The organism is Desulfoconvexum algidum (genome assembly GCF_055382125.1).
Window position 1 is genome coordinate 6,790,752 of the sequence record NZ_AP042394.1, and the last position, 23,851, is coordinate 6,814,602.

General features: G+C 49.6%; 21 protein-coding genes. 11 read left to right on the plus strand and 10 right to left on the minus strand.

Features of this window, described 5'->3' with window-relative positions; translation table 11 throughout:
* Window positions 1-183: 183 nt before the first annotated feature.
* The 10 genes from ACZ45G_RS30615 to ACZ45G_RS30660 all read right to left on the minus strand — a co-directional run bounded on the left by ACZ45G_RS30615 (window position 184) and on the right by ACZ45G_RS30660 (window position 10,608).
* Entirely contained in the window at window positions 184-555 is a 372-nt protein-coding gene (locus ACZ45G_RS30615; protein WP_464174429.1) for a hypothetical protein, read from the minus strand.
* Window positions 515-1,228: a hypothetical protein gene (locus tag ACZ45G_RS30620; protein ID WP_464174430.1), complete on the minus strand. Its 714-nt coding sequence runs from the start codon at window positions 1,226-1,228 to the stop codon at window positions 515-517. The genes ACZ45G_RS30615 and ACZ45G_RS30620 overlap by 41 nt, the downstream gene beginning before the upstream one ends.
* Window positions 1,229-1,292: 64 nt before the next feature.
* Window positions 1,293-2,534: a threonine/serine exporter family protein gene (locus ACZ45G_RS30625; protein WP_464174431.1), complete on the minus strand. Its 1,242-nt coding sequence runs from the start codon at window positions 2,532-2,534 to the stop codon at window positions 1,293-1,295.
* A 14-nt stretch (window positions 2,535-2,548) separates the two neighbouring features.
* Window positions 2,549-3,874, minus strand: a complete 1,326-nt coding sequence (locus ACZ45G_RS30630; RefSeq protein WP_464174432.1) for a metal-dependent hydrolase family protein — start codon at window positions 3,872-3,874, stop codon at window positions 2,549-2,551.
* A gap of 105 nt (window positions 3,875-3,979) precedes the next feature.
* A complete protein-coding gene (locus ACZ45G_RS30635) occupies window positions 3,980-5,632 on the minus strand; it encodes a M81 family metallopeptidase (RefSeq protein ID WP_464174433.1) in 1,653 nt (550 codons plus the stop codon).
* 13 nt (window positions 5,633-5,645) lie between these two features.
* Complete coding sequence (locus tag ACZ45G_RS30640) at window positions 5,646-6,980, minus strand: metal-dependent hydrolase family protein (RefSeq protein ID WP_464174434.1); 1,335 nt, start codon at window positions 6,978-6,980, stop codon at window positions 5,646-5,648.
* Between the two features lie 13 nt (window positions 6,981-6,993).
* Window positions 6,994-7,659, minus strand: coding sequence for a trimeric intracellular cation channel family protein (locus tag ACZ45G_RS30645; RefSeq protein WP_464174435.1), 666 nt, complete (start codon window positions 7,657-7,659; stop codon window positions 6,994-6,996).
* Between the two features lie 65 nt (window positions 7,660-7,724).
* Window positions 7,725-9,104 carry a patatin-like phospholipase family protein gene (locus tag ACZ45G_RS30650; RefSeq protein ID WP_464174436.1) on the minus strand — a complete coding sequence of 460 codons (1,380 nt, stop codon included), beginning with the start codon at window positions 9,102-9,104 and terminating at the stop codon, window positions 7,725-7,727.
* 210 nt (window positions 9,105-9,314) lie between these two features.
* Entirely contained in the window at window positions 9,315-9,824 is a 510-nt protein-coding gene (locus tag ACZ45G_RS30655) for a DUF992 domain-containing protein (RefSeq protein WP_464174437.1), read from the minus strand.
* A gap of 64 nt (window positions 9,825-9,888) precedes the next feature.
* Window positions 9,889-10,608 carry a hypothetical protein gene (locus ACZ45G_RS30660; RefSeq protein ID WP_464174438.1) on the minus strand — a complete coding sequence of 240 codons (720 nt, stop codon included), beginning with the start codon at window positions 10,606-10,608 and terminating at the stop codon, window positions 9,889-9,891.
* A gap of 353 nt (window positions 10,609-10,961) precedes the next feature.
* Here ACZ45G_RS30660 and ACZ45G_RS30665 point away from each other — a divergent pair, with 353 nt between their 5' ends.
* From ACZ45G_RS30665 to ACZ45G_RS30715, 11 genes are all read left to right on the plus strand, one after another.
* Complete coding sequence (locus tag ACZ45G_RS30665; protein ID WP_464174439.1) at window positions 10,962-11,837, plus strand: branched-chain amino acid ABC transporter permease; 876 nt, start codon at window positions 10,962-10,964, stop codon at window positions 11,835-11,837.
* On the plus strand, window positions 11,827-12,795 hold the full coding sequence (locus tag ACZ45G_RS30670; RefSeq protein ID WP_464174441.1) for a branched-chain amino acid ABC transporter permease: 969 nt from the start codon (window positions 11,827-11,829) through the stop codon (window positions 12,793-12,795). Before ACZ45G_RS30665 ends, ACZ45G_RS30670 begins: the two co-directional genes overlap by 11 nt.
* Complete coding sequence (locus ACZ45G_RS30675; RefSeq protein WP_464174442.1) at window positions 12,792-13,568, plus strand: ABC transporter ATP-binding protein; 777 nt, start codon at window positions 12,792-12,794, stop codon at window positions 13,566-13,568. Before ACZ45G_RS30670 ends, ACZ45G_RS30675 begins: the two co-directional genes overlap by 4 nt.
* Window positions 13,568-14,278, plus strand: coding sequence for an ABC transporter ATP-binding protein (locus ACZ45G_RS30680; RefSeq protein ID WP_464174444.1), 711 nt, complete (start codon window positions 13,568-13,570; stop codon window positions 14,276-14,278). Before ACZ45G_RS30675 ends, ACZ45G_RS30680 begins: the two co-directional genes overlap by 1 nt.
* Before the next feature lie 163 nt (window positions 14,279-14,441).
* Window positions 14,442-15,626, plus strand: coding sequence for an ABC transporter substrate-binding protein (locus ACZ45G_RS30685; RefSeq protein WP_464174445.1), 1,185 nt, complete (start codon window positions 14,442-14,444; stop codon window positions 15,624-15,626).
* An 8-nt stretch (window positions 15,627-15,634) separates the two neighbouring features.
* Window positions 15,635-18,826, plus strand: a complete 3,192-nt coding sequence (locus ACZ45G_RS30690; protein ID WP_464174446.1) for a LuxR C-terminal-related transcriptional regulator — start codon at window positions 15,635-15,637, stop codon at window positions 18,824-18,826.
* A 199-nt stretch (window positions 18,827-19,025) separates the two neighbouring features.
* Window positions 19,026-19,283, plus strand: coding sequence for a hypothetical protein (locus ACZ45G_RS30695; protein WP_464174447.1), 258 nt, complete (start codon window positions 19,026-19,028; stop codon window positions 19,281-19,283).
* A gap of 294 nt (window positions 19,284-19,577) precedes the next feature.
* Complete coding sequence (locus tag ACZ45G_RS30700; RefSeq protein ID WP_464174448.1) at window positions 19,578-20,888, plus strand: anaerobic sulfatase maturase; 1,311 nt, start codon at window positions 19,578-19,580, stop codon at window positions 20,886-20,888.
* On the plus strand, window positions 20,885-21,652 hold the full coding sequence (locus tag ACZ45G_RS30705; protein ID WP_464174449.1) for a trigger factor: 768 nt from the start codon (window positions 20,885-20,887) through the stop codon (window positions 21,650-21,652). Before ACZ45G_RS30700 ends, ACZ45G_RS30705 begins: the two co-directional genes overlap by 4 nt.
* Window positions 21,649-23,169, plus strand: coding sequence for an arylsulfatase (locus tag ACZ45G_RS30710; protein WP_464174450.1), 1,521 nt, complete (start codon window positions 21,649-21,651; stop codon window positions 23,167-23,169). The genes ACZ45G_RS30705 and ACZ45G_RS30710 overlap by 4 nt, the downstream gene beginning before the upstream one ends.
* A gap of 156 nt (window positions 23,170-23,325) precedes the next feature.
* Window positions 23,326-23,679: a transporter gene (locus ACZ45G_RS30715; RefSeq protein ID WP_464174451.1), complete on the plus strand. Its 354-nt coding sequence runs from the start codon at window positions 23,326-23,328 to the stop codon at window positions 23,677-23,679.
* The last annotated feature ends 172 nt before the right edge of the window (window positions 23,680-23,851 follow it).

Consider the following 23,851-nt stretch of genomic DNA (forward strand, 5'->3'; position numbering starts at 1 on the left):
TTTTTGGTTTGTTTAGAGGTCCATGCCTGGCCGGTTGATTATCTTTGCTTTGCCGGCAGGGTTATTTGCCCAAATATGTTGTACTTTGTTTGAACCCAGAAAAAAATCCCCCAAACCGTGTGAAAATGATCCCCCACAATGGGGGATATGACCGCCTGTCTTTTCAGCAGTTTTTTTTAATCGTTAAAAGATAAACCGTGTAGTAAACTGGGTGCGAAAATCGGTTCCCGTTGCACCGTCCTTGTCTTCGCGTTTCCCCCAAAGGCCCTCAATGCCCAGCAGCCAGTGCTCATCGGGCGTCCAGACAAGATTTGCACTGGCATATTGGGAGCTTTTAAAGGCATCCGCCAATTGCGCCGATTGATTGTCCGCCTCAAGTGCCCCATAGACCAGGGTGGAATTGAACCTGTCGCTCCACCAGTGTTCATAGCTTAGAAACCAGCCAAACACCGGGATGAGATCAATACTGTTACCGGCCGGGTCAAAAACGGCATCGGAGGGCTGGTCGTTAAAATCACTGCCAACCCCCTGGCCATAGGTGGCGGAAAAGGTCATAAAATCTTTTTGGGCCAGAAAGGGCATCCCCATAAAAATCCATGGATAGAAATGTGCTCAACCGCCCCTCCTGAAGAGGGGTCCGGATCTCAAGGAACAATCGGGTCGGACTGACACTGAAGCTGGTTTGACCATCTGCCCCCTGTGTTTTTTTACCATCATCCCCGGTCGGGATGGTTGAGGTGACAAACTGCCCCTTGCTTGCAATGGCATCGGTGTCGTGGATCACGTCCAGTTCTGCAAACCCGCCGATCTTGAACCGGGTATTAATCCCTTGCATTCCAAAGGAACCTTTCCATTCTTCATGGGGGTGGTTTTTATCCCTCCGGGCCGTCCGGGTATCTGTCCTTCTGGCAGCGGCGGTTTCCAAGGATTTTATTTCTGTTTTTACAGGGGGTTTAGCCGCTGGTTTTTCCCTGGCGGTTACGGCCGGGGAAACTCCGGGACCCGTGGTCAGCCCCTGGAGTTTTTCCTGCATTTCCTTGAGCATCTTCTGCTGGAGATCCAGTTGGCGCTGCTGGGCATCAATTTGATTCTGCTGCTCTGCCAGCTGTTTTTGCTGGCGCCCGATGACCTGTTGCAGGTCATGGGAATCTTGTGCCGTTGCTGATGGGACCTCAAAAAAAACAAGGATTCCAATGAACAGAATTATCAGAATATTTTTAAATTTCATGGCATATTCCCCCAGACCGCGTCATTAAACCTGTTGGCGGTTTCCTTGTTCAAGGTGTGATTGATCAAAGTGTGACCTTGGGCTGGATGATGGTGTTTCCAATGAGCAATCCTGCCGCAATGGTCAGGGCCACCACAAACATCTGAAAAAACTGCTGCTCTCCTGTGGCGATCTGGCCTGTGGTCATGGCTGCCAGTCCCCGGAATCCAATGCTACCGCTCACCAGTAAAATGATGGCCGGCAGCAGTACAATGGATGTGGGACGCCGTGTCTTACGGGCCCAGAGGTTGGCAAAGACCACCGCAATGATGGTGCCCAGAAGATTGCCCAGGTTTCCCCCTGTGATGGCACTTCCCAGCAGAATTCCCCCATAGGCCAGGGCGCACCCAAAGGCTGCCCAGAAAAGATCCCGCCTTGCGGTCTGAAACACCACACACAGCCCAAAAATAAGCAGCGGCATAAACAGCCAGAGCCAGTGGGGATTAACCGGCATGCCAGGGGCGGCACCGGGGCTGGGCACAAGGGCCATGACAAGGGATGCCCCCAGCCAGGCACCGGCAATCTGCTTGGCAAGATATACCATCCCTGACATGAGGTTGGCCGTTCCGCTGAGCACATGGCGGCCCACAAGTTCGATGAGCCCCAGGCTGATGGTGTACCCGGGCAGGAGCACAACAATGGCCGCCAGAATCACCATCACCAGGTTCAGCTGGGGCAGGAAACTTTTTGTGACAGCCGCCAGGGCCGCCACCACAAAGGAGGTTGATAGGGGAAGCCATTGGGCTGTCCGTTGTCCAAAACTGCTGGAAGCCAGGACCATGCCGTAGACCACCAGGCTGAACAGGATTGAAAAAAAGAGATCCCACCAGGTAAGGGAGAAGAGCACGGCAATCCCGGCACCAACAAAGGCATACCCCAGGGCACTTGCAGCGATGCCCCAGGGGACCTTTGTTTTGCTGATCTCATCCAGACGGGCCGATGCCTGGGCAAAAGAAACCTTTTTGGCTTCAATCTCGTCAACCAGTTCCCCCACCAGGGCCAGCTTGGAAAGGTCAAGGCCAGCCCCGGGCATTATTTCCATACGCATTTGCTGGGGCTGGTCTTCCTTTTCCTGGAAGGCACAGAACATTTCTGAAACGGAAATACGGAAGGCCCCCTGGAACCCAAGTGCTGCTGTCATCCGGGTCAGGTAGACCTCAAGCCGACCTGCTGTTGACCCATAGCTGTGGGCGGTCTTGCCAAGTTTGATGATAAAATTACAGGCCTCACCAAATTCAATTTCGGGGATCTGTTCTTGTTCGCTCATGTGCGTTCCTTTGTTTATAAGGTGTTCTTAAAAATCTTCCCGTCTTTGATGATCAGCTTCAGGGTGTTTTCGTGATTTTCAACAACGGCCACGTCTTCAATGGGATTCTGGTTATAGATCAGAACATCGGCCATGGCGCCTTCTTCAATTACGCCGAGTTTTCCGTATATATTTCGCTTCCCGGAAAGCGCTACACAATCGCCGGCGTTTCCGGTGGCCTGGATCATGATTTCCCCGGAGGTGAACCACGGCTTTCTGAGCGTGAGGTCTTTGAGCTGGTCCTTCCTTCCTTCGTAATCGAAAAGCAGGTCCGTGCCATACACGATCTTGGCCTTGTATTTCTTGGCCAGCTTGAACATATTGTCCATACCATCAAGGGCTGTCTTAAGTTTTCCAGCGCGAACCGCATCGGTGTAGAGAGGCTTCAACATTGCGAAAACATACACCTGTGGAGAGAGGATGGCCTCTTTTCCTACGAGCAATTCCATGGCTTCTTCATCGATGAGGTGGGCATGCTCAATGGTCTTGACCCCTGCATTGAGTGCTCTTTTGATACCGACAGGATTAAACACATGGGTTGCCACATAGGTGCCGTAGTCTTCGGCTACCCTTACCGCGGCTCTGGTTTCTTCCTCAAAGAACTCATTAACATAAAGCGGATCGGTAAAGGAGGAGACACCCCCGCCGTTGGCAATCTTTATAAAATCCGCACCAAGGTAGAGATTATGACGTGCAGCAGCCGTCACCTGGTCGACACCTGTGGCCAGAATACCGCAATTCATTTCAGAACGCTCCACGGTACTAATGGGGCCACCCCATTCCTTGGGCATATCATTAGGGTTGCGAAAATCAACATGGCCCGAATACTGTGAAATCAAACCGCCCGATCCATAGATCCTGGGGCCGGGCAACATTCCAGTGTTGATCGCTTTCCTTAATCCAAAGACATTGCCACCCACATCACGGCAGGTAGTAACCCCGCGCATGAGCATGTCTTCCGCCTCACGAACAGCCATACAGGTGACATACTGGAAAGGGCCATTGAAAAACTCTGCCTGTGACACGCCCATCATTAGATGTAAATGATTGTCGATAATGCCGGGTGAAAGGTATCCATGTTTGCCATCGATAACCTTTCCATACTCACCCTCATTACTGCTTCCTGCCGGGATGATTTTTTCAATTGTGTTATCGAGTAGAACTACATCTTTTCCTTTGATCAGGTCTTCTGATCTTCCATCAAAGATGCTGATGTTTTTGATGAGTGTTAAGTGTTCATTCATAAGAGACGCATGTGGCCCCTTGTTGTCGGAATGTGGATTTGGATGTCTGTTTCCCATTTTGTTCTCCTTTTTTCTGAAGTTAGTTTTAGTTTTTTTTGATCTCTTCCCCTGCATTTGATGAAGACCGTTTATGCCACGGCCTTCACGCAACCTGACGGCCGATTACCCCGGATATTTTGTTGAAGGATCCCAGGGGTAAATAGGACCACGGAGATTTTTGGGGGTGAAATTTGTTACAATTGTAGTCGTTCCACCGGGACCATCGGCTGTGAAAATCTTGTCGGCAATCGGAGTGTAATAAGCACGGAAGTGTGCGGAACTCTTTACAATGACCAACTTGTAATCCCTCGGATCAATTCCTCCATTGAGTGCCAGAGAATTGTCGAAGGATTGCCATGCCGAGGTTGTGACAGTTATGGTCATTCCGCCGATAATAAGGGTTGCAGAAATTCCTACATCCCATCGTGTTCCTGCAACAACAATGCGGTTAGTCACACGGCCATCGGATATCTGTTTTACATAGGCCTTTGCTACAATGGGCTCACCATCGAGCTCGATTCCAGAAACAGGCGTTCCTCCAAGACTTACTTTGATTATTGATCCTACGCCGGCTTCCTGGGCTTGCTTTGCTACGACTGGATCTGTTATGCCGATGAAGGCTGATCTTTCAATGTTTGCTTCTAAAAACTTACGTAGCACATGTGTGTCGGCGCCGCCGGTTCCACCACCGGGATTATCAGCAGTATCGTTGACAACGATAGGCTTTTTCGTCCAGTCAGGAACAAATCCAAAGGAGGTATCTATGGCTTCTTCTGCTAATTTATCTTGATAGGCTTCGTCCGTGGCCAGTCTATCAAGATCTATTTTGGGGCGGGGCTTATAGTCTTCAGTCGTCTGCAATTCCTGGATTACAGCTTGCACAGCTTGTTCAGTGGTCATTTGAGGTGTGTTCAACTCTTCCCTCTGTGCCCATATCCATTCACCAAAGGCAACTGCTTCCTTCTTTGCCAGTGCCATATCGTTGTCGGTGGTTACCATTATGTACCCCCCTGTGAACTTATGGTCAGCATAGGGAAACCCATGCATGTAACTGATATCCATGATATCTGGCCTTGCGTTAATTTCAGTGAGTTTTGAAAGTATGCCCGCTCCGATGCCATTCATTGTTGTGGTTGGACCAAAGATAAGTGGCAGGAACTCAACGTGACGGGTAACTTTGATACTGCCATCTAAAACTTTCGGTAGATAGGACATAAGTTCAGTAGCACGGTTAAAATAATCAATGTGGGGATACATGTGCACTGAAGACAGAAGGTCAACTGTTTTGTTTAATTCATCACTGCATTTGCCATGAAGATCCATTGCAAGGGCCAAGATGGTGATGTCATCACCGAGAATCTCTTTCAAACCATTGGTAATATCCAGCTCTGGATCAGCAACACCGTCAACACAAGCTGCTCCATGAAAATAGAGCATAAGCAAGTCGATGGGACCGGCTTTCTTTGCGCCATCCATAATGTCAGCTTTCATTGTCTGATAGTCTTCGTTTTTTAGAAGCCCTGCTGGATTACCCAGATATGAAGCGCCGTTGACCATTTCAACGTCGTGCTCTTCACAATAATTGATATAAGCGCCTAAGGTGCTGTTCACCCCGCGATTCTGCTTGAGAATGTCATCTCCTGGTGTACGTGTGAACGAAGCAATGGTCCCTTCGGCAACATATGTGTTGGTCTCAGTAAAGAATCCAGTTAGAAGTGCTCTTAATTGTTTTTTCATTTTTTTAATCTCTTTTTTTGATGTTAGTTTGACAGACATTCCATTTACTTTTTTAAAGCGTGTTCTTGTAGATCTTGCCGTCCTTCATGATGATTTTGAGGTTGTCCCTGTCCCCGATGACTTCGAGTTTTTCCAGGGGGTTTCCTTGAACGAGCAGCATGTCGGCGTATGCGTCTTCCTCGATTACTCCCAGTTTGCCGGGATAGGGGTCGCACCTTCCGGCAAGCTTGCAGCATCTACCAGCGTTGCCGGTGGCCAGCTTAAGTGCTTGTGCGGGTGTGTACCACCGCTGCATTCGATTGCAGAGCTGTTCGGCAACATGCTGGTCGGTTTCGTCTCTTGAGAAGAATAGGTCAGATCCCCACGCGACATTCAATTCCGGGATTTTTTTTGCGGTTTCAAACAGCAGATCGCATCCGTCTGCTACCTGAGACATCTTCTCGTTCTGTATATCGCTGAACCAGGGATGAGAGCGATCGGTGAAGGGCTGCGTGCTGAGCCAGGCTCCCATTTTAGCCATACGTTCCATGGTGGCTTCGTCAATGAGGTGTCCATGCTCGATGGACATGACTCCTGCATCCAGTGCGCGGTTAACCGCTTCAACAGAATAACCATGGGCAGCAACATATGTTCCATAATCCGTGGCAACTTCAACAGCGGCCTCCATTTCAGCCAAGCTGAATTGACATCCTAATAAGGGATCAGACGGTGAAGCATAGCCCCCACTTATTGCGATTTTTATGAAACTGGCGCCCAGACGCATTGCTTCCCGTGCCTCCGCCATTACACCGTCAGCTCCGGTTGTGACAGCAGTGGTACCGCTCATAGCTACTTTGTCATTAGCTAATTGACCTTTTGATCGGAAGTCACCATGTCCACCAATCTGGGAAATCATCGGGCCGCAGACATAAATTCGCGGGCCTTTCAGATCATCTTCATCAATAGCTTTCTGGATGCCATACAGGGGACCGGCCATATCTCTTACAGTCGTGACGCCCTGCATGAGATTGTTCTCGCACTCTGCTATCGTCATGGCATACATATATGATTCATGTTGACCCATGAGGTCGCGCTGGCTAATCCTGGAGGCGTTCAAGTGGTAGTGAGCGTCGATGAGTCCCGGCATCAATACCTGGCCCGGTGTGGTTTTCAGGACGGTGGTCCCCGGCTCCGCCTTTATCGGTTCTTTAGATATTTTTGTGATTTTGTTGTCGACAACCAGGACATGCATCTCTTTTTTAAGCATTTCGCTGGTTCCGTCAAAAATGGAGACGTTTGGAAACAATACAGCTTTCTGGCCTTCCACAGGTTCGTTGGGTTCAGACATGACCAGTCGCACATCACCTTGGATTCCAGTGCTCTTCTTTGATGCTTTTTTTTGAGTCATTTTATTTCTCCTTTTATTTGTTCTTTTGTTTGTTCCGACCCTTAATGCGGATGAACTCGCCGGGCGGTCCCATTTGAATATTGAAAATAATGGCTGCAGCCCTGATAGAAAAGGCCAGCAAAACCGCTGTAAACTCAGCGATTCCTTCGGGCAGCGCCAGGTGCACCAACAATACATAGCCCAGTGATCCTGCCAAAGCAGCCGTGGCATAGACCTCACCGCATAAAATCATGGGCTGGGTCTGGGTGAGGGTATCCCGGATCACCCCGCCGCCGGTTGCCGTCACCATTCCGAGGAACACGGCAATAAAAACCGGGGCGCCAAAGGCCAGTGCGGTATGGCATCCCACGACACCAAAGCAGGCCAGGCCCAATGCATCGGACCAGACCATCCACTTGTCCTGGGTGATATCGACCTTGATAAAAAGGAAAGTAAAAAGTGCCGCTGCCACACACAACAGCAGCTCAAGGGGATTTTGGGTCCACCAGACCGTACGGCCCAGGAGCAAATCCCGAAGGGTCCCCCCGCCAATGCCGGTAATGGTCCCGATGAGCACAAAGCCCATGACATCCATGCGGCGCCGGGCCGCGTTCAGGGCTCCGCTGACGGCAAACACCACATCACCAAAATACATAATAGCAAGGATGCTTGCGCTTAACGGATCGTTTGCCGGGGGCATGATTCTTCTCCTTTTAATGTAGACTGGATCATTGTATATTCATTTAGTCTATTCATTTGGCCCATTCATTTATCCTGGTTCGACCCAGTCCCAGACTCCCCGCCTCTGTTGCGGTTGAGAAACGCCTGAAACTCCGGGGATTCCTGCAGCACTTTTCCAGCGGCTGAAATGAGGTGGTCGACCTCCTCGTCCTTGAGATCAAAGCTTGTGCCGATGTTGTTAAGGAATTCACGCTCGGCATCGTCTTTTACCGATTCAAAATTTACTTCAACAAAGTTTAACGTTAAGGGGTGCTCCGGGGTAGAAACCTGTTCCGTCCATTTCTTATAGGCATAGTGTACGATGTCGAGGGTATCGGCACTGTACCGATCAATCTGGGTCGAACTGATGCTGCCGATCACATTTGCCAATGATGGCATATTCCTTCCCAAGGCCCAGTCCGCCTTTGGTCTGGCGTGGGCGTTCACCGAGATGATGAGAATCTGCTCAAGGTCGGGATGGTCAAATGCCTCAAAGGCATTCTGAGGGCCCCCCATGAGACTCACTGTGTTGTAATAGGTCCGTAATCCGAGGTTGTCTGAGATGCCGCCGTCGACCAGGTGCATCCAGGGCCGCTTATTTTTATCGAAATATTCCTCAAGCGAGCCTGCCTCGAGTTTTCTGAATGTGCTTTCTGGGTCTTTTTTTGCCGCTTCCAGCCATGGGGGCGGCTTTGACCCGCAGCTGCCGGCATAGCTTTTGATGGTAATGGGAGAGAAAACAACCGGCACCGCTGATGAGGCGGCAACGGCCCGGGACAATGGGTACTGATCGAGGTCTGCGCAGATAATATCAAACATGCCCCGGGTAAAGGCAAAGCGGACACCGGTGGTAAGATCGGTGCTGTTAATTATTACGAGGGGGGCATCCGGCCGATTCAGATCTGAAAACGTCGCCTTGTCAAAGATAATTTTGTCGTAGTATTCGGCTGCCAGATCAGACTTTCCATAACTTGAACTCAAAAGTTGAATCCAGTTGATCGGATTGAAAACCCGGGCGATAAGAGCACCCTCAACATTTTTTTTGAGGAAGCGGTCTTCAAAATCATTGAAAATCTGATCCCCCCGCAGTCCGTAATACGCCGAGGTAAAACTCCCGCCTGAAACCGAAGAGATCACGTCAATCTCATGCACCAGGGATCTTTCCCCCTTCTTTGTTGTTATCTTGGTTGCTGCAAGCGCTTTAAGGGCGCCATAGGCAAAGGAAGCGGCTCGGGTGCCCCCCCCTGAAAAGGCCACCAGGACCAGCAGTTTCCCGGAGCGGTTACCTGCCATTTGCCTGCCAATGCGGCTCGCATCATCCGGCGCCAAGGAGGCTAAAGGCTTGTCCACTGCAGTGAAATTGGCACACCCTGAAATGGTCATGGCGAAGTATGCCAGACACAGTACAAAATGTATGTTTCGCATTTTGCATCTCCTTTGGTAAAATGGCCGGGTAAATCATCGATTCCCTTAAGATCCTTTAAGTCAACCTTCCGGGCATGACACCATCAAAGAGAGATGGCGAACAAAATTTTTGATTAAATAAAACCGTGTTTGGTTCATTTGAGAGGCTTTCCTTTTTGGTTTGTTTAGAGGCCCGGACCTTTGAAGGAACCGGGCCATGTCCGGTTGACCTTATTTTTTAGGGTCCTTCTGAAGGAAAAGGTATCCGATTCCCCCGGCTGCACCAACACCTGTATTCACCCCCAGGGCCAGGGGCTGCAGGGTAAAGCTTTTGTCAGATCCGCCCAGCATCACTTTAACAGAGACTCCGCCGACCACTGTGGCCGATGCATCAGCACCAAAGTATTTACCCTGGAGTGCATAGGACCCGGTTTTGTAATCCGAGGAGGGTGAAAATACTACATAGCCCAGCTCTTCCATTTTCTTATAGTTTACATCAATCCCGAGCCCGATGCCCATTTCACCAATGTAGTACTCTTTGTTTCCGGCAGCATCTGTGAAAACCGCATCCAGATGCACAGAAGAATGAACAATGAGATTGTGGCCTGTCCCGGGGATTGCCTTGATGGTAAGGGTACCGACCTTAACCCCGCCTTGGGTATCGGCATACACCAGGGAAGACACCAACATCACTGCACACAATACGCCAATAATCGTTAATCCAATCTTTTGAATTTTCATGAATCTACTCCTTTAAAATTAATGTATGGATGGTTACTTCTTTCCTGAAACGCTGCATTTAAAATTAAAAAAAGAACTTGACCCCTATCATCGGACCACTGATATTCATATTGTCAATGGCATCACCGTCATCAAACTCCCAATCAAGATACCGGTAGGAAACCACCACATCACATTTGCTGAACCGGTAACCGACCCCCGCATTGGCCTGCCAGGTCATTTCAGAATCCCCGGTACCGATGTCCAGGTAATAGGGCAGATACCAGTTTTTGTTCAGGTTCACCTGTCCCTGGATACCAATGATTCCATCCCAATTACTTCCGGAATCTGCAAACTGGTCTGCACCCACTGACAAATCTGTGTCGAGATAAAGGTACCGGGCCCCCAGCAAGATATTCAGGCGGCCTTGTTCCGACTCCAGAACCGTATACCCCACAGAAGGAGTTATAATCCAGGAACTCAACTCGACAGAGGTGTTAACCCCTGAGATGGTCTTATAATCTTTCGCATCCAGGTAAATAAGGTCCGTCATCAACGACCACTTTCCCTTACGCGCTGAAACGGCCCCCATAAAGGCCATTTCAAGGTCGCTTAAAATATCGTCAAAATTGATATCCAGGTTACTGCCCGAGCCTGACTGCCCTCCGATTCCAGCCCCAAACAGATAAATCTCAGCTCCGAATTTCCAGTCCTCTTCTGCGCCGGTTTCTGCCGGAGATGGGGTAACGCCAAAGAAAAGGACAAGGACCAGGATCACTGCAGATAGTGTCTTAAATTTTTTCATTTTTCCTCCCGTCTAAATTCATCTTAGTTTTTTTTGTTGTTAAACTTTCAAGGGGCGACTCAAGCATGCCACTTTTGCGCAGCATCAGCGATTTTTCATTGAAGCGATTATAAAAGGTTTAACCAACTTCAACATCCCCCAAAATGGAGTAAAAAAGGGGGAAAACCATTTTTCCTTTCTGGAAATTATTTAAAAAACAGAGCGCTTTTGGTTTGATTTTGGGATTATCCTGGGGTAGGATGCCCTTTGATCCCATGACGATTCTTTGAATTGTTTTTTCCAGGACCATAAATTCAAGCAGTTAATCAGTGGAATCAAAGGAAATTATACTTTCGAAAAGTTAAGGGGAAAGGATGTTCATTCAGGCACTTGTAAACGGTATGACAGGGTCCCTGGTGCTTATTCTCATCGCTTCGGGGTTATGCCTGATTTTCGGCATCATGCATATTGTCAATTTTGCCCACGGAGAATTTTTCATGCTGGGGGGGGTTGGGACATGGTTTTTCTTCGTCAAATACCCCCTGCCTTTTATTGAATCAAAATCCCTGGGTTATGTTGCGGCCGTTTTCCTGTCCATGGTATTGGTGGGACTTTTTGGTGTGATCCTGGAAAAATACATTCTGCGGCCCTTTCGGGAGGATTTCCAGGCAACCATCCTCGTTTCCATGGGTCTGATGCTGATCCTCCAGGCAGGAACATTGATCTGTTTCGGTGTCACGGATAAAGTGATTCCCTCTCCTTTTTCGGGCATGGTGTCACTGGGAAGCATCTCTCTTTCCATGGAAAGACTGGCTGCCGTTGTCGCAAGTATTTTCTTCATCACTGCCCTGTACCTGTTCATAGGGAAAACAAAATTGGGAAAAGCCATGAGGGCCGTGGCCCAGGATCAGGAGGCAGCATCTGCCCAGGGGATTAATATCGATTTAATCTTTTCGCTTTCCATGGCCATTGGATGCGCTCTGGCAGCAGCCGGCGGTGCATTGGTGGGACCCATTTTCTATGTGAATCCGTACATGGGATCCGCACCGATCATGAAAGCGTTTATTGTTATTATTCTGGGGGGGATGGGCAGCCTGCCCGGTGCCGTCATCGGCGGGTTTATCATCGGGATGACAGAAAGCCTGATCTCAACATATGCCGGGGCACACCTGGCCATGGTAGTGGTTTTCCTGCTCCTCATCGGCATTCTGATGATCAGGCCCAGGGGGTTATTCGGCAATGATGCCTAGCAGATCAATCATCAAACCTGCTGTCAGCCTGGTTTTTATTTTTTTGGGATTTTTGTTGCCTCTTTTGCTTGATCCCTATTTTTTGCATATTTGCATCAATATTTTTATCTGGAGTATCCTTACCTTAGGGATTCGCATCGTTCTTCTATCTGGATATTTCAATGCAGCCCAGGCAGGTTTCATGGGGATGGGGGCTTATTTTTCAGCCCTGATGGCCATGGAGCTCGGATTAAGCTTTTGGCTGTGTCTGCCCCTGGCAGGTTTGATGACAGCCCTGCTGGCAGTTATTATTGGTTTTCCCATACTGAGAATAAAGGGGGTTTATTTTGTCATGGCCACCTTTGCCCTGACAGAGGTTTTCAGACATATCTGGATGATGTGGAAGGATCTTTTTGGAGGGCCCCAGGGACTTTTGGGTATTCCCAGACCCGATGCCCTCCATATCGCCGGATGGACCATCTCCTTTACCACAAAGCTTTCTTTTTACTACCTGGCCTTTTTTCTGTTTCTGATAGCCCTGGCCATGGCGCGCCGCATAGACCTGTCCCGGTTCGGCATGACCCTCAGGGCAATTTCCCAGACAGACCTCCTTGCCGAAGCCGTTGGGGTAAGCCTTATACGATATAAGGTGACGGCCTTTGCCCTGGGATCTTTTTTCGCAGGCATTGCAGGGTCTTTCTCTGCCCATTATTATACCTATGCCAGCCCCTGGGATTTTACCATGATAAGCGCCTTATATATGGTGATGTATGCTGTTGTCGGAGGAATGGGATCTTTTCTGGGCCCTGTTCTCGGCTGCTTTGTCCTCCTGGGTCTTGATGAGATACTGCGGCCCTTCAAAGAATATATCCCAATCCTTTTTGGCCTTATCCTGATTGCTGTTCTGCGGTTTCTGCCCGGGGGGATAATCACCCTGCCGGAACGGATTTTATCCCTGGTTAAAAGGAGATCGGTTTGAAAGATATCAACAGCCCAGTGTTAAAACTGACAGGCCTGACTAAATTTTTCAGAGGGCTTTTGGCTGTTAACAACCTTGATCTCGAGGTGACGGAAGGTGAAATCATGGGACTGATAGGCCCCAATGGTGCAGGGAAAACCACGGTATTCGACCTTGTGAGTGGAATTTTAAAACCCACCAAGGGGTCTGTTGTTTTTCGTGGGGAGGATATCACAGGGATTGGGGTGAACAAGATAGCAAAAAAAGGGATACTGAGAACCTTTCAGTCCAACACCCTGTTCCCGGGCTTTACCGTAATGGAAAATGTGCTCATGGGATGTCATCTTTCCTTTGGGCCAGGAATTATCAAGGAATTGATGAATTTTCCTTCTGTCTGGGCAAAGCGAGATAAAATGGATGAAAAAGCCGCAGCTATCGTTAATTTTGTGGGGCTGACAGATTATTCTGCAAAACTTGGCAAAGACCTTTCCCATGGTCACCAGCGTGCATTGGGGATCGGGATCGCCCTTGCTGCAGACCCCAAGCTCCTGATGCTGGATGAACCCGTCAGCGGCATGAATACGACAGAAAAAAAGACCATGATGCACCTGATCCGTTCCATCCGTGAAATGAACATTACCGTTCTTTTGGTGGAGCATGACATGGGGGTGGTCATGGCCCTTTGTGACCGGATTTCGGTGCTCAACTTCGGGCACAAGATCGCCCAGGGTTCCCCCCCACAGATACAGAAAAATTCCCAGGTCATCCAGGCCTATCTGGGGGTGGAGGATTAATGGGAATATTACGGGTTAAAAATCTGCGGGTCCATTATAACCGGATCGAGGCGGTCAGGGGCGTGTCCATGGGGGTTGGCAAAGGAGAGGTGGTTTCCCTTGTGGGCGCAAATGGCGGTGGAAAAACATCTATTTTAAAGACCATTTTTGGACTGAAACCCCCTTCATCCGGAGAGGTCTGGTTTGGGCGGGAAAGGATCGACGGATGGTCCACCAGAAAAATCGCAGAAAGCGGTATTGCCTTTGTTTTTGAAAACAGACGCCTGTTCCCGTTTATGACTGTCCGGGAGAATCTTGAAATGGGGGCCTATCTCAGGAGGGGAAACAAAGCAATTTCAACAGATATTAAAAGGATGTTTGACCGTTTCCCCCTCCTGACCGACAGAAGAAAGCAAAAAGCCAATACACTTAGCGGCGGGGAACAGCAGATGCTGGCCATCGGCCGGGCCCTCATGGGCAGCCCCAAATTATTATTGATGGATGAACCCTCCCTGGGCCTTGCGCCGTTGGTGGTCAGACAAATAGCAGGGGTCATAAAAGAGATCAACCATCAAGGGGTCAGTGTGCTGCTGGTGGAGCAGAACACCAAATTGGGCCTTGAAATCTCCCAAAAGGGCTATGTCCTTGAGACAGGTAAAATTATTCTGGAAGGAAATTCCCGTGATCTTATCCGGAATGAACATGTCAAAAAAGCCTACCTCGGCGGATAAAAAGTTTTTTTACTATCGTTTAAAATTAGGTAAAAATTAGGAGTTGACCTGCCGTCGGGGGTGGTGGTATGTCTATGCTTTAAGTATAATTTCATCGTCACGGATGAAGTTTCTATTTTTAAAAATCTATCTTGTGATTGAATAATTCTCACCAGTGAGGAAAATGGAAAAAATAAAGTCGATATTTGAGATCTGTTTTATGGTGATGGTGTTTCTCTTTGCCCTGGGGCAAACCGGGGTCTTTGCAGCCGATAAAATCAAATTCTGCACCATTACCGCCCTCAGCGGACCTGCTGCACCCTGGGGGATCCCCAGTGCCCGGGGGATCCGTCTGGGGGCTGAAGAAATCAATGACAATGGCGGATTCAAGATCAAGGGAAAGACCTATAAATGGGATCTTCTTGAATATGATCACAAGTACGTACCAGCCGAAGCGGTCAAGGCCGCCAACAGGGCAATTTATTCAGACAAGGTAAGGTTTATGTCCATCATGGGGGGAGGACCGACCCTGGCCTGCATCCCCCTGATGAAGGAAAATAAAATTCTTTCCCTGAATGCTGCCGGCGGTGGAAAGTCTGTCACCAACCCTGACAATCCCCTGGTCTTCAGGTATATCCCCTCCATCCATGGCACCTATGCAGCGGTATACCCTTTGATGAAAAAAAAAGGCATCAAGACCCTGGCCAGCATAAACCCCGATGATGCTGCCGGCCGGCAAATGTCTGCAGCATCCGGGATGATGGCCGATATCAGCAGTCTTAAAATCATTGATGACGCCTTCTTCGAACGGGGATCAACCGATTTTAGTGCCATACTCACCCGGATTCTGGCTAAAAATCCTGATATGATCGAAACCGGGGGTACCGATCCCACAAGCTCGGCGCTCGTCTGCAAGCAGGCCCGGGAATTGGGGTATAAAGGGGCAATTCTCCTTACATGGGGGCCTGATCCGGAACAGGTCCTTAAAATCGCCGGACCCCATGCTGAAAATGCCTATATGACGCTTGTGCCACCGGATGCCAAAACACCCAAACAGAAAGATATCTATGACCGGTTTGTGGCCAAATGGGGGGCGGATGAATGGGACGGCAATATCTGGCCTCAGTACGATCTTGTACCCTGCCTCACCAAGGCCATTGTGGAGACCCAGAGCTTTGATCCTGATATCATTGCCAGGCATCTTGAAACCATGACCTGGGAAGGGGTTATGGGGACGGCCTATTTCAGCGGTTCCAAGCTGTTCAACATCAGGCGCCAGTATATGTTTCCCCTTGAGTTGTATCAATTCCAGGACAAAACACCCGTCTTTCTTACGTCGTTGCCCATCCCCCTCGGGATACTGGAGTAAACCCCGCCATGAAAAATATTTCCATTTTGATCGCTGGTGAGTCCTCCTTGGTAACAGAACTTTGCCTGATTATTAAAGACCAGGCAGACCTGAGTGTGGTCGGAGAGGTGGGAGATGAAAAGCGGTTACCAGAGAATGTCGTGAAACTGTCTGCAGATGTGGCGATCATCGATACCACCATGGCAGGTTTAAACGGGGCGGAGGCCATAAGACAGATGGCCAGAGACTGCCCGGACACAAAGGTGATGGTCCTGTCTCGCCGTACTGGCAGGGACTCGGTCACACAAATGCTCAGAGCCGGTGCCATGGGATATCTCCACAAAAAAAGGGTCAATGATGAGATCATAACCGGTATTCGTCAAGTGATGCAAGGTAAGGTGTACCTGTGCAAAACGATTTCTAGTGTTATTCCATCCGATTTTTTAAAGGACGATGCAAAAGAGAGCTGGGTACCCGATGACGCCACCCCGATTTTGCGGACCAAGCTGCACCGTCCTCAGATTTCCCCGGATCTTGTGCCCAGAGTTGACATGGTCGCACGGCTGGAAGAATTACGGCACCGGCCGGTGACCCTTGTTTCTTCGGCTGCAGGCTATGGCAAGACTACCATGGCAAGCCTTTGGCTGGAAGCGTGGGATGGCCCCTCCGCATGGGTGTCTTTGGATGAAAATGAAAATGACCCCGGCGTATTTTTAAGCTATTTGCTGGCAGCCATCCAGAATGCGTTTCCCGGAACATGCACGAAAACCCAGTCATTGCTGTCGGCCCAGGTGCTTCCGGCGATATCGGTTGTGGCCCGCTACCTTTTAAATGACCTGGACAAAATTCAGGAACCCTTCATTCTTGTCCTGGATGACTATCATCTGATACGTGACAAAAAAGTGCATGAACTGATGGGGGCATTTCTGACCTACCCTCCCCGGCAGCTGCATCTGATGATTTTGACCCGGCGTGACCCGGTCCTGCTGACCAGTGCGCTTCGAGGAAAGGGGCAAATCAATGAAATCGGCATTTCAGAGTTGCAGTTTACGGTGGCGGAGACAGGCGTCTTTTTAAAAAACATGGGTCTTTCGGTGGAAGAAAAAACAGCCGCCCGTATCCAGAACAAGCTTGAAGGCTGGCCTGCGGGGATGCGTCTCATGTCCCAGTCTATAAAATATTCAGGAGATATTGACCGGTTGTTGGCAGGTCTTGAAGGCGGGTTTGCAGCCGTCGTGGATTATCTTGCCACAGAGGCGCTGGCCCAATTGTCGACGAAGATGGTGGACCTGCTGGTTGCAACGGCGATCCTGGACCGGTTTTGTGAGCCTTTGTGCACGGCACTGATGGAACCTGCCGCCCCATCGGACCCGGGCCCGACCGCCGGCACCACCCTGCTGGCCAAACTCCGGAAGAACAATCTCTTTGTCATTTCCCTGGACATGGAAAATCGTTGGTTTCGATATCATCATCTGTTTCAGGAACTTCTCCAGCGGCGGCTGAAGCAAAGATTCAATTCCAAGGAAATCTGTTTGTTTCACCTTCGGGCCGGCAGATGGTTTGCCAAAAATGATCTGATAGATGAGGCGCTTTCCCATGCCATTGCCGCCAATGACATACCCTACGCTGTAGAATTAACAGAGCAGCACCGCTATGACCTGATCGAAACCGATCAGTGGCATCGACTGAATCACTGGATTCAACAGCTCCCACCGGACATCGTTGCCACCCGGCCTTTATTGCTGCTGGCAAAAGGGCTTTATTATGATTTCTGCGGGAACCTCCAAAAAATAAATGAGATCCTGCCCAGTATAGAATCGCTTCTTTCAAGCCTCCCGACCGATTCCGAGGCGTATGCCCAGGCCCAAGGTGAATACTTTACCCTGGTGGCTGAACTACAGTTTTTCTCTGGTCAGCCGGAACTTGCCATTGTCAGTTCCCAAAAGGCATTGGAACTGCTTTCTTCCAAGGCCCGTGCCTGGAAACATTATGCCGTGATTTGGAATTCATTGTCCCTGCAAATGACCGGCGACTCTGCCGGCGCGATTCAGATTGTCCATGATATCTTAAATCAGCCGTCAACGTTTCAAAGATTTTGTGCATGGGTGCCGTATCTTTGTGTGTGCCTTGTTCACAAAATGGATGGGGATCTTCGTGCCGCCGAGCAAAATGCGTTTAAAGCCTTTCTGCTGAGCGAAAACCAGCGCCACAAACAGTCCATGGTTAATGCCCTCCATCTTTTAGGGGGTATCCATTATCGTCAGGATAATTTTAACAAGGCAACAGCGTATCTGGATATCGTTTTGGAATACCGTTATGTTGTAAGAGTCGTTTTTTTCTGCATCAGCGCTTACACAAGGGCGCTGATCTATCTGGAACAGGGGCAGGCAGAAGAAGCAGATCGTCTGGTAGACTCGGTCATCACCCAGGGGATAGAATCGGACAATCCCGTAACCATTGATCTGGGTCATTGTTTTCAAATTGAGCTGGCCCTTCGTCAAGGACGAACAACTGAAATTAAACGACTCATGTCCGGTGTTAATTTTAACCTGTTTCCTCCGTTTTATTTTGATTATTATCCACAACTCACATTGATAAAGGCGCTCATTGCTCTGGACACGCCTGAAAATGATCAGGAAGCCGAGAAACAATTGAACGAGTGGAAAAAATTTGGCGAGTCAACCCACAATGTAAGCTTTCTGGTTCAGGTTCTGGCGCTGCAGGCAGTGTTTTTGTGCAAGCAGGGGAAAAAAGCGGCTGCACTAAAACAGCTGAACCAGGCACTGACGCTGGGAGAACCCGGCGGATTCATCCGCACCTTTGTGGATCTGGGCCCTCCAATGGCAGACCTGCTCAAACGCCTGCAAGCGGAAAAAACTTGTCTTGACTATATTAATAAACTTCTGGCGGTTTTCAGGGATGAAAAACAGGTGCCAGGGGAAGATGGGGCCGATGTCATGGCGCCTGCTGCTGTGACGCTTTTTCCCTCCCCCCCCAATAATCTCCTGCTGGATCCTTTGGTGGACCCCCTGAGCAATCGAGAGCTGGCGGTTATAGAGCTTCTGACCCAGCGGCTGTCCAACAAAGAAATTGCAGACAAGCTATTTGTTTCAGCTCAGACCGTAAAATCACACTTGAAAAACATTTACCAGAAAATGAATGTCCACAACCGCAGACAAGCGGTTGTAAAAGCCTTCAGCCTGGGCATCATCCGCCACTGATAATCCTGCCCCCATCCATTGAAACGCCAATTTGGTTTCACCCCCCACAGGAGACGTCATTTCCCACATTCGCTGCAAAATTCCTCCTTTTTTACCCCTTTTGGGGGGATGTGCAATCTATTGGGCAAGGATATATTCAGGTAGAATTGACGGATAAAGTCAATACACCTTCTTGGTAAAAAAGAATTGGAGTCTTATTATGCCAGATCAGAATGGTCAACAGCACTTTAAATTCAGGAGACCTGCCACCTATGAGATCCAGGTTGAGGGGGAGGCTGGCACTTATTTGAGCGACCTTTTCGGACAGATGCAGATCACGATCCTCAAAAATAAAGGGCAACCGCCCATAACAACCCTGGTCGGCAGGATACGGGATCAAGCAGAACTATCCGGATTATTGAATACGCTCTATGACATGCACCTGTCCATCACGTCGGTAAATTTAATTGAGGAATAAGAATCGGGTTGGGTGAGAAGGGTCGGAAGTGACCCTGCCGGAATCCAATTGGAGAAAATATTTACAATCCGTTCTAACACTTTTAGACCGATGTGCTTTCAGCCTTGATCGGATAAAATCAGCTGCAATGATGGTATTGGACGGAACCTATTTTCTGGCTGTGACAAAGAAACGTTACAGCATCAGATTCTTAAGATCACCCAAAGGTCAGAATTAACATAATGATGGGAGAAAATAAGATTTCAAGAGTGAAAAGTAAACCAATTTCAGTCTCAACGAATGGAAATTATTGATATGATAGAGAACTCAAAAATGCAGGTCAGTCATTTGTTTCGTGGTCAGCCTGTACAGCGAATGCATGTGATGGTGAAACCCACGGGTGCGCTTTGCAACCTGGATTGCGACTATTGTTATTATATCTCCAAGCAGGAACTGCTGGGAAAACCTGAAAATTGGAAAATGACCGATGACATACTTGAATCGTTCATCCGCCAGTATTTTGAATCCCACAATTATAAGGAAGTGGTTTTTTCCTGGCAGGGAGGAGAGCCGACCCTGCTCGGGCTGGATTTTTTCAAAAAAGTTGTGGCATTGGAGAAGACATACTGCCCGGCCCATGTCCGCTGTGAGAACGATCTCCAAACCAACGGAATGCTCCTGGATGATGCCTGGTGCGAGTTTCTCCATGAGCACAACTTCCTGGTCGGGCTTTCCATTGACGGGCCCAAACATCTGCATGACAGCTACCGCAAGGATAAATCAGGCCAGGGAAGCTTTGACCGTGTCATGCGTTCAGTAAAACTGCTGAAAAAGCACAGGGTCAATTTTGCAACCTTGAGCTGCGTCAATCGGGTCACTGCAAAATCTCCGGTCGACGTGTACCGGTTTCTGCGGGACAAAGTGGGTTCAAAGAGAATGCAGTTTATCCCCATTGTCGAGCCGGTCGGTTTCCAGCAGACAGCCCCGTTAAGATGGGGCTTGGATTCCATGCCCATGCTTGGCTCGCCCCGGGCAAAACCGGGTTCCGAGGGCTCAGCCGTGGAAGCGTGGTGTGTTGATCCGGATGGCTGGGGTGATTTTCTCTGTCGCATCTTTGACGAATGGCTCAAGAAGGATCTTGGCAGCATCTATGTGAACTATTTTGAGGCGGCCGTGGAGACCTGGATGGGCCATACCTCGCCGCTCTGCTCCCAGAGCCCCATGTGCGGCAAAGGGCTTGCCCTTGAGCGCGACGGCTCGGTTTATGCCTGTGACCACTTCGTATACCCGGAGTACCGGGTCGGCAACATTCAGGATAGACCGCTTTCCCAGATGGCGTTTTCCGAACAGCAGGAGCGGTTCGGAAAAATGAAAGAGGGGTTGCTGCCGAAATACTGCCGCACCTGTGAATACGAGTTTGCCTGTTTCGGGGGGTGCCCAAAGGACCGTTTCATTAAAACCCCTGTGGGCGAGCCCGGCTTGAACTATTTGTGCAGCGGCTGGAAACGATTTTTTTCTCACATCGACCAGCCCGTGCAACGGATTGTGCGCGGTCTGGGGGAAACAGTGGCCAAGGATGTCCATACCCTGGCCGCGGACCATTGGCAGCCGGAGAAACAGCGATGAAGTGGCAACAACATACAAGCGATGACGGCTTCTATTGCCTTGCGATCAGTGCCGACTGGTCGGAACTGGCTGATGATTATAAAGATATTCTGGCGGGCTATCGAAGGGCGCAACTTCCTGGTTTCCGGCCGGGGAAGGTGCTGCAGCGTGTGATTGAAAAACGGTTTCAAAAAGAGATCAGCGAGCAGCTGACCCGGCAGGTTGCCCAGCGGTTTGGCCGAGAGGCTGTAAAGGAGTCAGGGGTCGAGGTCCTGGGTCAGGCCGAAGTCGAAAAGATCCAGTTCAATAAAGGCAGGGACTTTAGCGCCATGGTTCGTTTTTACCCAATGCCCGAGTTTGACCTGCCTGATTTGAATACATTATTCAACGGTGAGTCTGATAAGAATCCCCGTGATCAAATTTCTCTCAGACTTCTGGAACTGGTAAGTTTTGATATACCGGGCGGATTCGTGAAGGATGAGCTTGCCGTCGATGGTGAAGAAGGTGTTGACCTCGAAAGCACGACCTGGCAGGCGGCATGCGATCGGATTCGGCTGATGCTGATCCTCAAGCAGATCGCGAAGCAGGAAGGCATCGAAGTGGACCAAAGGGATGTGGACAACCGTATTGCCGAAAAGGCCGAGGAATTCGGTACCACAATCGAAGAATTGAAGGCGGAGCTGGCACGGGGTGATGGGCTGCAGCGCCTGAAGGAGATGCTTCTTGCCGAAAGCGCACTGGGGTATTTAATGGAAATAAACACTTTAGAAAGGAGAAAACCATGAAGAAAAAATCAAATTTTGCAAGAAAGGCGTGCAAGTGGGCCGCTGTAGGCTGCGTACTTGCGGGGGTAACCCTTGCCGTTGCGGCAACACCACAGGATGCGACGGCCGCTTCTAAAAAGGCCGATAAGCCCAACATTGTGCTGATTAACATGGACAACTTCGGCTACGGCGAACTGGGGTGCTACGGCGGGGGTATTGTCCGGGGTGGCGCCACGCCGCGCATCGACAAGCTGGCCACTGAAGGGATGCGGCTGTTGAATTTCAATGTCGAGGCGCAGTGCACGCCCAGCCGTGCAGCGCTAATGACAGGCCGTTATGCCAAACGCACGGGGAACGGTTCGGTACCGCTCCAAACCGTGAATTATGGCTTGACCCAGTGGGAATACACCATGGCTGAGATGCTGGGCGATGTGGGTTATGCCACTGCCCATTTCGGCAAGTGGAACCTCGGCCAGGCGGAGGGTCGCTATCCCACCAATCAGGGTTTCGATGAGTGGTATGGCATCCCCAATTCGACCGACGAGAGCGAGTGGCCGACGAATGAAATGTTCCAGAAGTTTGCGAAAATAGCGAAAGAGACCGGCAAAACTCCGATGATCAAGGAAACGCATGTTTTATCGGGCATAAAAGGCTCACCGACAGAAGTGGTGAAGGTCTTCGACTCGTCGGTAAGGCCAGAGATCGACCGTGAAGTCACCGACCTTGCCAAAGATTACATGGCACGCCAGGCCAAAGCCGGCAAACCGTTCTTCCTGTATCTGCCCTACACTCAGACGCATGCGCCGGTTACACCGAGTGCTGAGTTTAAAGGCAAGAGTGGCAATGGCCACTGGGGCGACATTTTAATGCAGATCGATGCCTATACCGGTGAATTGCTGGATAAGATGGATGAGTTGGGTATTGCCGACAATACGATCTTTATTTTTACCGCGGATAACGGCGGCGAAATGACCCCTACTTTCCAGGGATGGAACGGCCCATGGAGTGGTTCCTATTTCACGGGTATGGAAGGGTCGTTACGGGTGCCATTTATTGTGCGCTGGCCTGGCAAAGTTCCGGCAGGCAAGGTCTCTAACGAGATCGTTCACGAGTTTGATCTGTTCTCTACATTTGCAAACATTGCCGGTGGTAAGGTGCCGACAGATCGTATCATCGACAGTAAAGACATGACGGATTTCTTCCTGGGGAAACAAGAGGAGTCCGGTCGAGACGGCTTTGTGATCTATGTCGGTGAAGATATTCACGGCGTGAAGTGGCAAAACTATAAGATGATGTTTAAGGCGCTTGAAGGAGGGCTGGGTAGTGGGATACTGAACGAGTTCCCGTTTGTTCGCTTTTACAACCTCTATGATGACCCTAAAGAAGAATATCCATTGAACTTGACCAGAGAGATGATAGCTAACTTATGGATACGTTGGGGGTGTGGACCGATTCTGGTAGAGCATCAGGAGTCGTTGGCCAAAGAACCCTTAATCAAGCCGGGCACGCCTGATCCGTATGTGCCTGCAAAGAAATAACGCCTGAAGAATACGTTTCTTGCCGAAAGCACGCTGGTAAATCTTGGCAAGGAGCATAAACATTTTAAAAGGAGGCAATCATTTAGAACAAATCTAATTTTGCAAGAAAGGCGTGCAAGTGGGCTGCTGTGGGTTGCGTACTTGCGGGGGTAACCCTTGCCGTTGCTGCAACGTCACAGGACGCGGCGGCAGTTCTCATTATACGCCCGGCTTTTACGGGGATTTTGCCGTGGCAGTGGCGCCGGACGCTTTGCCTTCGGGGGGTTTTTACCGGTGGCCTACACCGACCTTTCTGCGGAGGGCTCTTTGGGGAAAGAAAAGGACTCTATTGAAGATGATGGGACATTATTCAGCGATCCCGGCATTGTGCCGGCATCATTTTTCTGGAGTTTCGGCAATTTTCACCTTAATGCGAGTGAGACTATCATCATTCCCATTGGTTCGTATGACAAGAATGAAGATGTTAACGGCGGGTTAAATTACTGGAGCTTTGAAACAGTAATGGCCTGAACTTACCTGCACCCGGACATGGGATTTGAGATTTCGGCTTCTCTGGGCTACTTGTACAATACCGAAAACAAAGAATTTGGTCATTATGAAATGTCCATGATTTCTTCTGATGATGTCATGAATTATCAGGTGACGGTTACAGAAGGTCATAAATCTTCAACCAAAAAGCTTA

Coding starts and splice junctions, on each gene's coding strand:
- ACZ45G_RS30615 (WP_464174429.1), bottom strand. CDS start 555: ATGACCTTTTCCGCCACCTATGGCCAGGGGGTTGGCAGTGATTTTAAC.
- ACZ45G_RS30620 (WP_464174430.1), bottom strand. CDS start 1,228: ATGAAATTTAAAAATATTCTGATAATTCTGTTCATTGGAATCCTTGTT.
- ACZ45G_RS30625 (WP_464174431.1), bottom strand. CDS start 2,534: ATGAGCGAACAAGAACAGATCCCCGAAATTGAATTTGGTGAGGCCTGT.
- ACZ45G_RS30630 (WP_464174432.1), bottom strand. CDS start 3,874: ATGGGAAACAGACATCCAAATCCACATTCCGACAACAAGGGGCCACAT.
- ACZ45G_RS30635 (WP_464174433.1), bottom strand. CDS start 5,632: ATGTCTGTCAAACTAACATCAAAAAAAGAGATTAAAAAAATGAAAAAA.
- ACZ45G_RS30640 (WP_464174434.1), bottom strand. CDS start 6,980: ATGACTCAAAAAAAAGCATCAAAGAAGAGCACTGGAATCCAAGGTGAT.
- ACZ45G_RS30645 (WP_464174435.1), bottom strand. CDS start 7,659: ATGCCCCCGGCAAACGATCCGTTAAGCGCAAGCATCCTTGCTATTATG.
- ACZ45G_RS30650 (WP_464174436.1), bottom strand. CDS start 9,104: ATGCGAAACATACATTTTGTACTGTGTCTGGCATACTTCGCCATGACC.
- ACZ45G_RS30655 (WP_464174437.1), bottom strand. CDS start 9,824: ATGAAAATTCAAAAGATTGGATTAACGATTATTGGCGTATTGTGTGCA.
- ACZ45G_RS30660 (WP_464174438.1), bottom strand. CDS start 10,608: ATGAAAAAATTTAAGACACTATCTGCAGTGATCCTGGTCCTTGTCCTT.
- ACZ45G_RS30665 (WP_464174439.1), top strand. CDS start 10,962: ATGTTCATTCAGGCACTTGTAAACGGTATGACAGGGTCCCTGGTGCTT.
- ACZ45G_RS30670 (WP_464174441.1), top strand. CDS start 11,827: ATGATGCCTAGCAGATCAATCATCAAACCTGCTGTCAGCCTGGTTTTT.
- ACZ45G_RS30680 (WP_464174444.1), top strand. CDS start 13,568: ATGGGAATATTACGGGTTAAAAATCTGCGGGTCCATTATAACCGGATC.
- ACZ45G_RS30685 (WP_464174445.1), top strand. CDS start 14,442: ATGGAAAAAATAAAGTCGATATTTGAGATCTGTTTTATGGTGATGGTG.
- ACZ45G_RS30690 (WP_464174446.1), top strand. CDS start 15,635: ATGAAAAATATTTCCATTTTGATCGCTGGTGAGTCCTCCTTGGTAACA.
- ACZ45G_RS30695 (WP_464174447.1), top strand. CDS start 19,026: ATGCCAGATCAGAATGGTCAACAGCACTTTAAATTCAGGAGACCTGCC.
- ACZ45G_RS30700 (WP_464174448.1), top strand. CDS start 19,578: ATGATAGAGAACTCAAAAATGCAGGTCAGTCATTTGTTTCGTGGTCAG.
- ACZ45G_RS30705 (WP_464174449.1), top strand. CDS start 20,885: ATGAAGTGGCAACAACATACAAGCGATGACGGCTTCTATTGCCTTGCG.
- ACZ45G_RS30710 (WP_464174450.1), top strand. CDS start 21,649: ATGAAGAAAAAATCAAATTTTGCAAGAAAGGCGTGCAAGTGGGCCGCT.